At 41.3% G+C, this 14819-nt stretch carries 13 protein-coding genes; 7 read left to right on the top strand and 6 right to left on the bottom strand.

The features are described from left to right. The first annotated feature begins 53 nt into the window (after positions 1-53). Positions 54-1010: a lysophospholipid acyltransferase family protein gene (locus E0H81_RS00790; RefSeq protein ID WP_131315754.1), complete on the top strand. Its 957-nt coding sequence runs from the start codon at positions 54-56 to the stop codon at positions 1008-1010. Here the strand turns inward: E0H81_RS00790 and E0H81_RS00795 are convergent. The 3 genes from E0H81_RS00795 to E0H81_RS00805 all read right to left on the bottom strand — a co-directional run bounded on the left by E0H81_RS00795 (position 1007) and on the right by E0H81_RS00805 (position 5424). Continuing rightward, entirely contained in the window at positions 1007-3427 is a 2421-nt protein-coding gene (locus tag E0H81_RS00795) for a DNA internalization-related competence protein ComEC/Rec2 (RefSeq protein WP_131315756.1), read from the bottom strand. The two genes, E0H81_RS00790 and E0H81_RS00795, sit on opposite strands and share 4 nt — an antisense overlap. A gap of 85 nt (positions 3428-3512) precedes the next feature. Next, positions 3513-4196: a lipoprotein-releasing ABC transporter ATP-binding protein LolD gene (gene lolD, locus E0H81_RS00800; RefSeq protein WP_131315758.1), complete on the bottom strand. Its 684-nt coding sequence runs from the start codon at positions 4194-4196 to the stop codon at positions 3513-3515. Then, a complete protein-coding gene (locus E0H81_RS00805) occupies positions 4189-5424 on the bottom strand; it encodes a lipoprotein-releasing ABC transporter permease subunit (protein WP_131268048.1) in 1236 nt (411 codons plus the stop codon). The genes lolD and E0H81_RS00805 overlap by 8 nt, the downstream gene beginning before the upstream one ends. 23 nt (positions 5425-5447) lie before the next feature. Here E0H81_RS00805 and E0H81_RS00810 point away from each other — a divergent pair, with 23 nt between their 5' ends. Beyond that, on the top strand, positions 5448-6017 hold the full coding sequence (locus E0H81_RS00810; protein ID WP_131315760.1) for a PilZ domain-containing protein: 570 nt from the start codon (positions 5448-5450) through the stop codon (positions 6015-6017). 4 nt (positions 6018-6021) lie between these two features. Here the strand turns inward: E0H81_RS00810 and E0H81_RS00815 are convergent, their stop codons facing one another. Both E0H81_RS00815 and E0H81_RS00820 read right to left on the bottom strand, forming a co-directional pair. Further along, positions 6022-6933, bottom strand: a complete 912-nt coding sequence (locus E0H81_RS00815; protein ID WP_131315761.1) for a DMT family transporter — start codon at positions 6931-6933, stop codon at positions 6022-6024. Positions 6934-6945: 12 nt separating this feature from the next. Next, on the bottom strand, positions 6946-7416 hold the full coding sequence (locus E0H81_RS00820; protein ID WP_131268051.1) for a YaiI/YqxD family protein: 471 nt from the start codon (positions 7414-7416) through the stop codon (positions 6946-6948). Positions 7417-7683: 267 nt separating this feature from the next. On the opposite strand from E0H81_RS00820, the gene E0H81_RS00825 reads away from it, so the two are divergent. Together E0H81_RS00825 and E0H81_RS15875 are read left to right on the top strand one after the other, a co-directional pair. Next, entirely contained in the window at positions 7684-8616 is a 933-nt protein-coding gene (locus E0H81_RS00825) for a hypothetical protein (protein WP_131315762.1), read from the top strand. A 411-nt stretch (positions 8617-9027) separates the two neighbouring features. Beyond that, positions 9028-9168 carry a hypothetical protein gene (locus E0H81_RS15875; protein ID WP_165492567.1) on the top strand — a complete coding sequence of 47 codons (141 nt, stop codon included), beginning with the start codon at positions 9028-9030 and terminating at the stop codon, positions 9166-9168. A gap of 114 nt (positions 9169-9282) precedes the next feature. On the opposite strand, the gene serC is transcribed toward E0H81_RS15875, so the two are convergent. Beyond that, positions 9283-10362 carry a 3-phosphoserine/phosphohydroxythreonine transaminase gene (serC, locus tag E0H81_RS00830; protein ID WP_131268053.1) on the bottom strand — a complete coding sequence of 360 codons (1080 nt, stop codon included), beginning with the start codon at positions 10360-10362 and terminating at the stop codon, positions 9283-9285. 609 nt (positions 10363-10971) lie between these two features. On the opposite strand from serC, the gene E0H81_RS00835 reads away from it, so the two are divergent. Genes E0H81_RS00835 through E0H81_RS00845 form a run of 3 tightly spaced genes read left to right on the top strand, consistent with a single transcriptional unit; the run spans position 10972 to position 14816 of the window. Then, complete coding sequence (locus E0H81_RS00835; RefSeq protein ID WP_131315763.1) at positions 10972-12474, top strand: TolC family protein; 1503 nt, start codon at positions 10972-10974, stop codon at positions 12472-12474. A gap of 18 nt (positions 12475-12492) precedes the next feature. Next, positions 12493-13686, top strand: coding sequence for an HlyD family secretion protein (locus E0H81_RS00840; protein WP_171458549.1), 1194 nt, complete (start codon positions 12493-12495; stop codon positions 13684-13686). Beyond that, the gene (locus E0H81_RS00845) at positions 13686-14816 is read left to right on the top strand and encodes an ABC transporter permease (RefSeq protein ID WP_131315764.1); all 1131 of its coding nucleotides are present in this window, start codon (positions 13686-13688) and stop codon (positions 14814-14816) included. The genes E0H81_RS00840 and E0H81_RS00845 overlap by 1 nt, the downstream gene beginning before the upstream one ends. Positions 14817-14819 lie beyond the last annotated feature (3 nt).

Genomic DNA, 14819 nt, shown 5'->3' on the forward strand with positions numbered 1-14819 from the left:
TTCGCCTATAATATTTGCACTTTTTGACTCTTTATATACATTGACGATAGGCAATGACTGACAATACTCCAACGGATAGTACATACCGCTTATTGAAATTCATAAGCCGGCAACCGATTCAAATTTCTAGATTCGTCGCTCGAATGTTAGCTGGGCTGGTCAATTTTCTAAAAATGTCAAAAACCTCAAATACGATTCGCCTTAATCTTCAAATCGCTTTGCCAGAATTAAGCGCTGAACAACATGAGAAGATTATTCCAAAGGCGATTCATAACGAGCTAACTTCATATTTCGAATTTTTTAGTATCTGGGGTGCAGATAACACTAAAAATATTGCACGGATCCATTCAATTAGCGGTGAACAGCTACTTCATGAGGCACTCAAGGCACCTGAAGGTCTGGTACTGATTATCCCGCATTTTGGCACGTGGGAAATCATGAATGCCTATTTGGCTCAATTCACCCAAATGACCATTCTGTATAAACCGGTCAAAAATGAATCTGCCGATCAATTTGTACGTGCAGCCCGCAGTCGTGAACAAGCCCATTTGGTTCCAACCGATGAATCCGGGGTAAGACAAATTTTTAAGGCCTTAAAACAAGGCGGCACCACAGTAATTTTGCCAGACCACACTCCGAATATGGGTGGGGAAATGATTCCTTATTTTGGCATTCCGCTGGCCAGCAGTAATTTAAGCGCCAAACTGATTCAGAAAACCAAAGCCAAAACTTTATTTTTATATGCACTGCGGAATGACAATCAAGGTTTTGATATGCATATTGAGGCGATTGATGAGCGTATTTACCAAGGCAATGCCAATCAGGGTACCGGGGTCATTTTAGCAGCCATCGAAAATTTAATCCGTCGTTATCCAGAACATTATCACTGGAGTTATAAGCGCTTTAAAGCCAATCCTGAACTAGATAGGGTTTATCATTTAAATACAGAAGAAGCGCTAAAACGGGTTGCCGAAGTTCGCGCGAAAGCAATTCAGCCCGAGATCGCTTAAGGCTTTAACCACAGCCGTGAATCACGTTCAAACTCTATAGCCATGATGTTTTTGTGTTTGGAAAATCGAATACTGCCCTGTTTTAGCGTGGTAAGTAACGGAATATTTAATTCTTTTAATCGTGATTCAAGCACTACGCTTGGATGCCCATACCGATTGTTAAAACCTGCTGATGCCACGGCCAGTTTGGGATTTAACTGCTTTAAAAAATGATAGGCAGAGCTATGTCGACTGCCATGATGTCCCAAAACCAGCACATCAACCTTTAAGTCTGGATAATCCTGTAAAATCTGATATTCGGTTGGCCAACCGGCATCTCCCATCAATAAAAAATTTTGATAAGGCTGCGCATTTTTGACCTGCAAATAAACCACACAGGACATTTCATTTTTTTCATCCTTAGCATTTTCCAACTGCTCAGCTTTGGGTGATAAGACTGTAAAATCGACTCGATCGCTCCATTGCCACTTTTGACCTTGATGACAATAATCAAACTGGCTGGAATCGGCGACCTCAAGCTGTTCATTTGAATATACATTTTTAATGGGTAAATCATGTTTGATAGACTCATAAGCGCCTTTATGATCCTGATCCAAATGGGTCAAAATCAGTTGATTCAATTCACTGACACCCTTCACCGATAAAAATGGCAAGATGATTTGCCTGCCCACGCTAAATTTAGCTTCATCATGATTTCCACCGGTATCAATCATCAGCGTCTGTTCTTGATCACGGACAAAAATGGCTTGACCTTGCCCTACATCCAGTACCGTTAATTCAAACTCATTTTTAGTGGAATCGATCATCATTAAGGGAACGAAACATAATACTGACCAGGTTTTCGGTAGCACGCCACGCGGTAAAAACAGAATGATCAAACCCAAACATAAACTGAGCAACATCCAGAAGTTCATGGCAACCGGTTGTAGTGCCGGTGAAAAAAGCTGATCTAAAAGCTGCATAAAAATAAGCAATACTGAAAGACACCCATCATTGATTTGAAAAATCAGGCTTCCCAAAGGTTCAAAAATGAAATAACACAACGCTGCAATCACATCCAAGGGAACGATCACCATACCAATCCAGGGAATGGCGAACAAATTGCTCAATGGCGTAATCCATGCCACCTGTTTAAAGAAAATCAGCATGAGTGGAAACAGCGCCAAAAATATTTTCCATTGCGATTCGATCAGAATTTTAACTTGAATCTTGATTGCCTGAGTCCTGGTCTTGATTTCTTCAGCATGACTTTGTTGCACAGTTTGATAAATACGTAACAGCACAAAGCACGCGCCATAAGACAACCAGAATGCAGCCGATAAAATACTAAACGGATCGAATATCAATAAAATAGACGCACTCAACAGCAAAATATTTAAGGCTTGAATCTTTTGTTTTAACAGTACAAATCCACTGATCAACAGGCAGGTGAGCAAAGTTCTAAGGGCGGGAATTTCAAAGCCCACAAAAGCACAATACAACAGTACGCAAATACAAAATGGCACAATCAACAGATACTGTTTTGGCCACTTTAAATACGCTTGCGGACAATAGCGGCCAATCAGTTGATGCAAGCTCCAGCATAGCAATAATGCAAAAATCAGCACATGCGGTCCTGATATTGCCAGTAAATGACTCATGCCGAAGCGTTGAAAGAACTGTTCTGTCTCGGGTTTGAGTAAGCTTTTATCCCCTGTTAATAAAGCCAAAAGTAAGCCTTTATGCTTTACCGGTTGTTGATCAATAAAATTGCGTAGCGCTAAGCGTTGCTGTTCCATCCACAGCTGGATCTGATTGGAAAAAGAATGCTGCTGCCTGACATATCGGCCATAACCCAAAGCAGAAATGTCCTGTTCAGGCAGTTTGTGTACCGATGTTACTTTAAAACCCGACATGATACTTTGCTGGAGATACCACTGCTCTTGATCAAAGACACCTTGCGTTGCATAGCTATGCGCCGGCAGAAGTTTACCCTGCAAGCGATAATATTGCCCCAGTTCAAGTGGCTGATGATGGGAATCTATTTCATGTTTTAACCATGCCTGCCATTGCACAACTTCAGCATGTCGATTCAGCACCTGTATTTTTTGTTGTATGGATGACTCACCCAATTCATTGAGATTTTTAACATAGGCAACTACTTCAACGTGCTCAGTCTGCCTTTCTCGAAGCTGTAAACGGTCATCCAGCTGATGCTGGGCATAGTTATAGCCAAGCGTAATACCCAGACTGAACCCAATACAAAGCTGTAAAAATTTCCACCACAAAGAATGAACTGGTTTTAAAACAGTGAGCTTTAAAAGCAAGGAGAGAATGAAAAGAGCAATACAAGGGATCAGCAAGGACTGCAAGAACGGGAAAATTTTTCCCATACTGCCAATACCGATGACCCAGCCTACGCACATTAATTGAATCATTATTTTTATAATATTTTTTATTTTGCGCAATATTAAAGCCCACCGCAGTGAGCTTCAATCAATTTTTAAAATTATCGATCAGTGTCTAAGCATCAATCCAGATCCCATCTTGCATATGCAAAATGGAATCGCCGGCTTGAGCCAATTGTTCATCATGCGTCACAATCAGCATCGCCATATTGAACTCACTGCGTAATTCACTCAACAGTTCAAAAATTTTCACAGCATTTTTGCGGTCCAGATTCCCGGTCGGTTCATCGGCTAGCATCAGTTCAGGTTTCGCCACCAAAGCCCGGGCCAAAGCCACACGCTGGCGCTCACCACCAGATAATTCGCCCGGTTTATGGGTCATACGGTGCGACAATCCGACACGATTCAGCAAATATTCTGCCTGCTCTTTGGACTGTTTATAGGTGGTGCCGGCACGCAGCATCAGCGGCATTGCGACATTTTCCAACGCAGTAAATTCAGGCAAGAGATGATGGAACTGGTACACAAAACCCAAATGCTGGTTACGCAAATAACCACGCTCAGCTTCACCCAAAGTATCAAAGCGTTTGCCATTTAGAAACACTTCACCTTCTGTGGGTCCATCTAAACCGCCCAAGACATGCAACAAGGTACTTTTACCTGAGCCACTTGAACCGACAATCGAAACAAACTCACCTGCCTTGACTTGCAATGACAAGTTTTTAATCACCTCGACCGTGGTTTTCCCATCGGTAAAACTTTTCGAGATATTCTTCGCTTCGAGGACAATATTACTCATAACGCAAGGCCTCTGCAGGTTGAGTTTTGGCAGCACGGAAAGCTGGATAAATCGTCGCAAGGAAGCTTAAAAGCAATGATAGACAGACAATCACCACTACATCTTGCCAGCGCAAATAAGACGGTAAGTAATTAATAAAGTAGGCATCAAACAGGTTCAAACCAAATGTGGTATTGAGCCAGCCAATCACACTACTAATACTTGAGGCAAAAATAATCCCGAGAATGGCACCAGAAACTGTACCAATCACCCCAATGATGGTTCCCTGCACCATAAAAATTCGGGTGATAGTTGCAGGTGAAGCACCTAGGGTACGTAGAATCGCAATGTCAGATTTTTTATCTGTTACCACCATGACCAGTGATGACACGATATTAAATGCAGCCACCAAAACAATCAGGAACAGCAGCAAGCTGACCATGGCTTTTTCCATCTGAATGGCACTGAACAAATTACCATGGGTAAAGGTCCAGTTCGATGCATAGAAATTGCTTGGCAAGTCTTTGACAATGTCATCCGCCACTTCAGGTGCAAGGAAGATATCATCCAGTTTTAAACGGACACCTTGGGCACCATCGGGCAAGCGCAACAAGGTCGAAGCATCATTCAAGGCGATATAGCCCATCATTGAATCGACTTCTGCACCAATACTAAAGATCCCGACAATTTTAAAACGCTTGAAGCGCGGTACTACACCGGCCGGTGAAGGCGTTGCTTCAGGCAGTACCAAGGTAATATTGTCATTTAAGCCCAAGCCCAGTGAATCGGTCATTTGTTTACCTAAAACAATGCCAAATTCACCTTTTTTCAGGCTATCAATACTGCCTTCAACCATGTGATTTTGAATGATCGAAACTTTCTTTTCATAGGAAGGTTCGATCCCTGTCACCATGATTCCGGCCACTTGTCCTTGCGCTGTAAGCATCCCCTGTAATTGGGTAAATGGTGCTACGCCTTTGACATGCTCATGTTGTTCAACTTTTTTTGCAAGTTCAGGCCAATTTGTTAAAATTTGTGTTGAAGAAACAGTCGCTTGAGGTATCATTCCTAAGACGCGGTTTTTCAGTTCTCGGTCAAAGCCATTCATCACAGATAAGACTGTAATAAGTACGGCTACACCTAATGTGAGACCGATCATAGAAACCAGAGCAATAAAAGAAATAAAGTGGTTACTACGCCGTGCGCGAGTATATCTCAACCCTATGTACAGCGAGATTGGTTTAAACATACCATTTAGTCCGAGGAATAATTATGGAAAATTCACAGCATCAAAGCGGCAACATGGAACGTCGCGTTATGTCGCGTATAGATGCTGCCTTGCGAGTTAATTATCAGATTATTTCTGATGATGTCGCGTTTAATGACCCTTATGATCCTAACTTTGTGCTGCCACGCTATTTTCTACTACTCGCAGAATTAGATCAATTTGATCACGCAATAAACTACGAATTAGAACAATTATCTGAAAGAGATCAACAAATTGCTCGAATCTTATCCTTATTCAACCAAAAGTTAAACCTTATTACCGGTTCTTTGTACGATGCAATTGTACAATCCATGTTACCTATCCCGGAAAATGTCAATTTCTCGGAAACCGGATTCAGTTTCTTTAATGAGCATCCGATTCAGGAAGGAACCTATATTCACGTGACCTTAAGCCACCCTGAAAATTTCTTTCATATCGCAGCAACCGCACAAGTGGTCTATAGCCGAGCTGAAGACAATGGTAAATTCCGTACCGGTGCCTACTTCATCACTTTGCATCCACAAGACCGGGTAAAATTGAGCGAATGTATTACCGTAAGCAAGCCCAAGGATTAAAAATTTAAGGCTTGGATTTAATCTTGTGGGCGAGCTTACGACTCGCCTGAAGGTCACGGTAAAAATAGACAAATAGACCAAACAATAAAATAAATGCACCGACAAAAACCATTGCAGACAATGACTCGTTATTCAGTATCGCACCAATAAATAAAGCAATCATTGGGGTCATTACCGTGGTTAATGACAAGGTCGTGGCTTGAATATTTTGCACCAGTTTGAAATAGCAGAACATTGCAATTAATGAAGCCATCACCACAGCATAAAGCAGGGCAAATAATGACTTGGCATTTGGAATATGCGTTGGTGCATGCTGCCAGATAAAAGGCACAATACAGATTGCAGCCACCGTGGAAACAAAGATAGAACCGGTTGCCTGTGCCACCGGATCAACATCTGCATTGACTTTCTTCACCCAAAAAATCGATAAGGCATAAGTAAATACACTCAGCAACATGAGGCCTATACCGATCGGGTTGACATGCTGATTTTCACCGCCAAAACAGATAATGGCCAAGCCTGTAACTGCAATGAGCATGCCCAGCCACTGTAAGCGGCTTAGGCTCTGTTTAAAGCCAAAGCGTCCAATCAAACCTGCCATAATGGGTGCCAGACCAAACATCAGCGCAATAATGCCTGAGCTTAAATAGCTTGTTGCAATATAAGTAAAAATCTGCGATCCCATTAAACTAAACGACCCAGCCAAATAGCTATGCCATGAATTTTGATCAATGGGAAATTTGACCTTTAAAATGAGCAATAATGCGATGGCGAGTGGCAAGGCAATAAAGAACCGCAGCACCAATGCCCACATTAAATGCAGGTCAGAAACACTCCACACAATGGCCAATGGCGTGGTGGCCCAAATAAATACCAATAAGGCATAAGTTGAAACAATATTGGCTTTAGAAGGCATACGGGACTCGGCTTAAGGTGCAGTTTTACGTTTCTGTTTCTGGATGGTTTGATCGAGTGAACTGGAAAATTCACGTTTATCACGTTCAGAAATTGGCGGTGGTCCACCAGTGTTGACCCCTGCTCCGCGTAATGAGTCCATAAAATCACGTAAATGCAGACGGGCTTTGACATTCGCCGTGGTATACACCTCACCGCGCGGATGAATCGCAATACCGCCCTTTTCAATCACCAGAGCCGCAAGCGGAATATCTTGAGTCATCACGATATCATGCTCTTTCATGCGATCTATGATTTCTTTATCAGCCGCATCCGCCCCACTCATCACCTGAATGGAATTGATTCGAACTGAAGGCGTGATGCCTACATTTTGATTGGCGACAAAAGTGACTTCTAACTGATAACGGTCTGAAGCACGAATAATGACTTCACGTAGAATTTTAGGCAATGCATCGGCATCGACCCAAAGTTTAAATGGCAGCACACAGCATCCATAGCAAGAAAATATTAACAGCTAGTTTAGCAAATTCATGTGACAAGAGGATGGATAAATCCATTGAGTCAATTTCCCACTTTGAATTTGAATCAGATGACCCTGGTTTTTATACATAAATGAATCATTCATGTTTCTCTTCACCCGGCAATTTGGCCCATTTCTCATACTTTGATGGTTAAATTTAGCCCGATGACTTGAAATTTTGAAATAACCCTCGATTTAATAGATAAATACAACTCAACATCAATTGTGAATATGAAAAATCAAAATAGTCCAGAAATTATCACCATTGAAGATCAGAACTTTGGCAGCCATGTTGAACACTGGAACTTACTCACAGACAATCCAACGACAGATGTGCCAAAGTGGCTTGGTTTAGCGCTAAATTCACCGGTTATGCCGATGGGTTTATGTCCTCAAGAATGTGACATGGATGAAAGCACATGGCTGATTCAAGGACCCAAGAAAGCAGCGGTGCAAATCAATCAAGTGATTGCGGTTGAAAATAACAAGCCACAAGCTGTAAAAACAGCATTTCCAAGTTTCGAAGGTCCCTATAAAGTCGCTGCTAAAATTGAACGAATTATTAGCTGTAAATCAAAAACGCAGGCTGTTTTACGCTTAAATCTCGGTGCAAATACCATTGTTTATGCCTTTGATGCCCTGTATAGCGTTAATCACGGGCACTATGAAAAAGGTCAAACCTATCTTGCGCAGTTGAATGCGTGGGCTTATGAACTGGAAGCGGTTTCTGACCATGAACAACTGGTGGTTGATGACCCTGCCTCAATCAAACATCACCGGGCTTTAAACGATATTTTGGCGGCCAATGACGGCGTTGCCCCTGCCAATTTACAAGCGCAAATTGATGCCTGGGAGCCTAAATCGGAAGATGACAAAGAGCCGGTTACTGTCGATTTCTCAAAAATGGTGGCCTATCTGTACGGCGAAAATATGGGCCAAGAAGATGAAGCCTGGTTCCAGGGCAATATTGTCGGTAAAACGTCCATGTCCTTTATGGATCAAGACTACACACTTTATGACGTTGCCTTAATTCATGATGAAAACCAGGAAGCAACGCTGATCCGCATTGCGACCAAGAATGAAGCGAATCAAGACTTTCAGATTGGGCAATTTATTCGAGGCAATCTGTGGATTCAAGTCAATATTCATTCTAAAAAACAGTAAACTATAAACAGCAGCTGAATAGGATTGATCATCTATTCTCCAATTGAGCTGCTGTTTTAATTCCATTTTTTATTATATCGTTTCAACTTGCATTTTAAAGTTATCCACAGCTCAACATTATATTTAACGTTTTTAAATTCAAAATAAAATACACTTATCCACAATTTAAATTCAAAACTTTATATTTTTAAAATATACTCGCGATTATATTGGAGTGGTTAATTTTTAAGCATTTTATGTAGTTCAACCCTTGATGGAGAAGAAGCCGAGAATAAATGCGATATTTATTTCGTTAAAATAAATATTTTAATTACATATTTTTATTTAGTACTTTATTTAATCAATTTTTTATGATAAAAATGCGAATTAGAAATAGGAATTAACGATAAATAAATCGGAATCGAGCTTTCCATGAAAATCGTGCAAGAAGAAAATATACAGCAAGTTGAACATCAACTTGGAAAACGCTTCCAGTTAGATAACATTTCATGCTTATTTTTTGTATTAGGCATGTTTATGTCTGCCTATATTTTGCATCACTTTATTCTTTAAGCTTATTTTAATACCTTATTTTTAACAGACCGGTTTAGACAAAACTAATTTAACTCATAAAAATTTTAATCAATAAAAAGCCCATCATGTGATGGGCTTTTTTAGCTTTAAGGCTTAACCGTTGCGTTTGGCAAAGTCATCCATAAAGTTAACTAAGGCTTGTACGCCCTCTAAAGGCACGGCGTTATAAATACTTGCACGCATACCACCCACTGAACGGTGACCTGCCAAATTAACAAGATGATTTTGTTCCGCTTCTTTTAGGAACAATTTATCTAAATCTGCATTGGCCAAAGTAAATGGAACGTTCATAATTGAACGGTTTTGTTCCGCAATTGGATTTGCGTAGAAATCACTCGCGTCGATATAACCATAAAGCAATTTGGCTTTTTCAAGGTTAACTTTGTGAATAGCTTCAACACCACCATTTTCAAGTAACCATTCAAATACCAGACCAGACAAGTACCAAGCATAAGTTGATGGTGTATTCACCATTGAATCATTCTTTGCTTGCGCAGAATATTTCAAAATGCTTGGAATTTCAGGTTTCGCCTGATCAAGCAAATCTTCACGAATGATCACTAAAGTCAGGCCGGCAGGACCAATATTCTTTTGCGCGCCTGCATAGATTAGACCAAACTTAGACACATCAATGGGTGCTGAAAGAATGCTTGAAGATAAATCAGAAACCAATGGCGCATTCACGTCCGGAATGCCGGCAAATTGAATCCCGCCGATGGTTTCATTATCTGCATAATGCACATAAGCTGCATCATTGGATAAGTTCCACTGGCTTTGATCAGTAATGGCTAATTTCCCGTTAATGCTGGTGCCCGCTTCCACGACATTGATGTCGCCATAGCGTTGTGCTTCTTTCAGCGCTTTTTCAGACCAGATTCCGGTATGGATATAATCTGCTTTATTATTTTTGCCTAAAAGGTTTAAAGGAATTGCAGAGAATTGAAGTGAAGCACCACCCTGCAAGAACAACACTTTGTAGTTCTCTGGGATGTTCATCAATTTGCGTAAATCTGCTTCTGCTTTTTCTGCCACAGCAACATAGTCACTACTACGGTGACTCATTTCCATGATCGAAAGACCTTTGCCATGCCAATCGAGCATTTCAGCTTGGGCTTTTTCTAAAACGGCAGTCGGTAATGCAGCAGGGCCAGCACAGAAATTGTACGCGCGCATGATTTTTCCTTTCAAAGTGAAACACAATAAAATAACGGCATTTAACCACAGATAGCCTGTGCTTGCAGTAAATTATCCTGAAAATATTTCAATGCTGTCGGACATTTAAAGTCAAAACTTCAATAAGGATCTGTTGTTGTTTTCCCTTTGATGAGGTCATTAAACCGGTTCACCCACGATTAAATAACTGACTGTATGAACAATTAAACGAAAAATAGTACTAAAAATCACAATAACGATATGAATAAAAACAGCCCAAAATAGATAAAAAGTAAACTCAATCCTGTGTAGCCCAGACAAATCCATTTGGGTTTCATATTCATTTTTGTGGTTTTAAATTGGCTATTGCAAAGTGGCCCTGCGCATCCATCCAGTTTCAGATTGCTGCACCCTCTAAATTAGAATTGGCTCAACCAGATTGCTATGCCCAACTTTATTCGTATTCGCGCACCGTATTTTTATCGCAGGATTGAATGAGTTCATTTTCGCCTTAGTATTAAATAGTCCTTAATATACAATTGCATATTAAACAATACAGTTACTAACTATAAAGACATCTTAATTTCAAGCGATGTATAATTTGTTACAACGATGTTGAGAGCCAAATCTATGTTACTGAATTTGACATGGGCACAAGAAAATATAGACCAGACCATCAGAACGATAATCAAGATTGCCCTACTGTCTAGCACTACCCTTTATGCAACGACAACATTGGCTCAAAGCATCAGTTATGCACAAGCGGAACAATCGGTTTTAAATGATTCTTACAGCACTCAAGCCAATCAGGCCTTACAGCAAGCGGCAAAACTAGAAGCAGAAGCAGCAAAAGGTCTAGGGCTGCCCCGCGTAGATTTAAATGTCCGCGCTTATGCTTTTCATAATGAACTGGATATTCCGCTCGATTCTTTTAAAAATAATTTGGAACAAACCCTGTCGAATGGTGTAAATAGTCAAATTGACCAATGGCAAAACTCTAACCCCAACATTGGTAGTCTAGCGGACCCGCTTAGAAATGGCGTGAATCAAACCATTCATAGTGGTGTGGGTTTATTGCCAGATTCAGCCAATGTGGTTCTGGAAGATCAGGTGATTCGTCCCACGGTTTCAGTATTGATGCCGCTTTATACTGGCGGACTCACGTCAAGTGCCAAAGAAGTCGCCAACATTAAAGCGCAGCGCAGTCAGCTCAACACCCAGCAACAACAAGACATCCAGCGCTTTGAACTGATTCAGGCTTATTTTAATGCCCAACTGCAAAAGCAGTTACTCGATTCAAGCCGCTCCAATTTTAACGCCATGCAAAGCCACTATAACAATGCGCTAAAACTGGAACAGCAGGGTTTTATTAGCAAAGGTCAGCGGATGCAGTTTGAAGTGGCAAAAAACAATGCACAGCGTACTTATCAAAATACGGAAGCCAGTCTCAGATCGAGTCTTTTTCAACTGAATAATCTTTTGCAAAGCAGTCAAATTACTGACTTGAGCACCCCATTATTTGTAAATTCCGCGCAAAGCCAGTCGTTAAATAGCTTGCTGAAAACCTATCAGGATCAATCTTCGCTGATTCGTAAAATGCGGATGGATACCCAACTCGCGAATGCCAATGTCAAAGCACAAAGTGCTGCGAAAAAACCCAATCTTTTTGCTTTTGGTGAATACAGTCTGGATGAAAAACAAAACTGGATTGTTGGTGTGGTGGCACGCTATAACCTGTTTTCAGGGGTCGATAAAAACAAGAATATTCAGGCTGCAGAATTACAACGCTATGCTTCGGAACTGATGACCGAGCGCAGCAAACAGGAAATTGAAAATATCATTTATAAGTCATACAGCGAGGTGACCACTGCACAGCAAAGTCATCAACTATTACAGCAAAATATGAAAGCGGCTCAAGAAAACCTGCGTATTCAGACTTTATCTTTTAAGGAAGATATGGGCACAGCAACCCAAGTGATTGATGCGCAAAACACCTTAAGCGGTTTAAAAAGTGAAATGGCGCTGAATGCTTATAAATATGTGATGTCTCTGGCAACTTTATTGCAAAGTCATGGCTCGATCAATCAATTTCAAAGCTATGTCAATCAAGCTCAAACTTACTATATCCGTTAATTTTTGATGGGGAAAAACATGACTCAAGATCAAAACAAACCTGATCAAGATGTAGAAAATACCTCATCGGAAGGAAACTCTACAGATACTTCAGCTCAAAGCAGCAAAGTGGATGCTCAGGCGACCGCTGGACAGCAAAGCAATACTGGTACCGATAACGATACCGAATTTTTCAGTTATTCAGAACAAGTTCAGACGACTGAAACGACCGAGCCAAATTCCAAAAAATCAGCTGTGATTAAAGTGGTCGGCATCATTGTTTTAATTTTGCTATTGGGTTTAATTGCTTTTGGTCTATGGAAAAGTTATCAGCCGCAACAAGTTGAACTGCAAGGTCGGGTTGAAGCTGAAACCATTCATATCAGTACCAAAGTGCCGAGCCGCATTGAAGAAGTCTATATCCATGATGGCGATAAAGTTGCCAAAGGTCAGGAATTAGTACGATTATTCAGTCCTGAAATCGATGCCAAAAAACAGCAGGCTTTGGCTTCTTTACAATCTGCTTTAGCACTGCAATCCACTGCTGATCGTGGTTCGCAACAGGAAAATATCGAGAGTCTGTATGCCAACTGGCAAAGCTTTAAAGCTCAGGAGGCTTTAGCGAAAACCACCTATCAACGTGGTGCCAACCTGTTTAAAGAAGGTGTGATTTCCAGACAACGCCGGGATGAAATGCAAGCTGCAGCAGTTTCAGCCAGTCAAATGACCGAATCTGCCTATCAACAATATAAACGTGCCCAACGTGGCAGCACACCAGAACAGAAATCTTCGGCCAATGCTCAGGTGGATATCGCCAAAGCTGCGGTTGCGGAGGCCAATGCCTTGGAAGCTGAAACCAAATTGCTTTCCCCGATTGATGGCACCGTGTCTAAAACCTACGGTAAAGCCTCTGAACTGGTTGCAATGGGCGTACCTGTCGTGAGCATTATTCAGGATGATGATTTATGGGTCAGCGTCAATGTCCGTGAAGACCTGTATGCGCAAATTTATAAAACTAAAACCATCGAAGGTTTTATTCCAGCCTTAAATCAAACCGCCATTTTTAAAATTAAAAACATTGATGCTGAAGGTGAATTTGCCACCATTAAGACCACACGCCAAACCGGTGGTTATGACATTCGCAGCTTTAAAATCCATTTGGCTCCGCTACAACCGATCGCAGATTTAAAAGTGGGCATGAGTGTGCTGTTTAAAATTGCAGAGCCGAAATAATGCGGTCTGGCATGCTGCGGGAACTGCGCTATTTACTGACACATAAATGGGACTTGTGCCTGGTCACACTCGCGCCTTTATGTATGATCGTGTTGTTCAGCAGCATGTTTTATCAGGGCAAGCCTGAACATTTACCCATTGCGATTATTGACCAAGACCAAAGTGAACTGAGCCGAAATATTGAAAAATATGTCAGCCACAATGCCGTGCTAGACATCGTGGCTGTTTCACAAAGCCCGGATGAAGTCGAAAAGCTGCTCAATCAAACCAGAATCTGGGGCTATATTTCTATTCCAGCCGGTGCGGAACAGCGACTGGTTCAAGCCAAAGATGCCGAAATTAGTATTGCCTTTAATCAAAGCTATTTTAGCGTCGGGAATAGCATTTCCTCTGCAATGCTGGTCAGTACCGTAGAGGCTATGGCGGATTTTACTGGGCAAAATTACCTGCAAAATAAAATTCCTTATATCGATGCTCCCACACCAAATGTCAAAATATCTCCTTTATATAACCCCGGTTTAAGTTACGAGTTCTACTTGGAACCGTTTATGATTCCTGCGATTTTGCATTTACTGCTGTGTTGTTGTGTGGCTTTTGCGGTTGGGCAAGAACTGAAATTTAACACCACAGAACAATGGCTTAATCAGCATAGTATTTTCAGTGCATTACTCGCCAAAAACTTAACTTATGTACTGATCTTTACGGCTTGGACTTGGGCGTGGATGTTCTGGCTTATTGACATCCGTGGCTGGTTCGTCGCAGGTCATTTATGGCTCATTCTACTGGGTCAGTTTTTCTTTTATAGCGCTTATGCTTTTATGAGCAGCACTGTGGTTCTAGCGACCCGTGACTTAGCCAAATCTTTCGGTCTTATTGCCGTGTATGGGGGTTCATCTTTAAGTTTTGCAGGCGTGACTTTACCTTTAAATAATGCCCCGCTCTTTACCCAGTTTTGGGCCAACATTATTCCGTATACGCCCTATGCGAAATTGCAAACTGAACAATGGGTCATTGGCAGTCCTGTCTCCGTTTCACTATTACCGCTTGCTGTCTTAGCTATCTATTGCCTGTTCTATTTTGCGACTGCTTATTTCTTCCTGAATAAATATTTAAAGGGAGTTAAAGCATGAAAA

This window comes from Acinetobacter terrestris (assembly GCF_004331155.1).
GTDB classification, from domain to species: domain Bacteria; phylum Pseudomonadota; class Gammaproteobacteria; order Pseudomonadales; family Moraxellaceae; genus Acinetobacter; species Acinetobacter terrestris.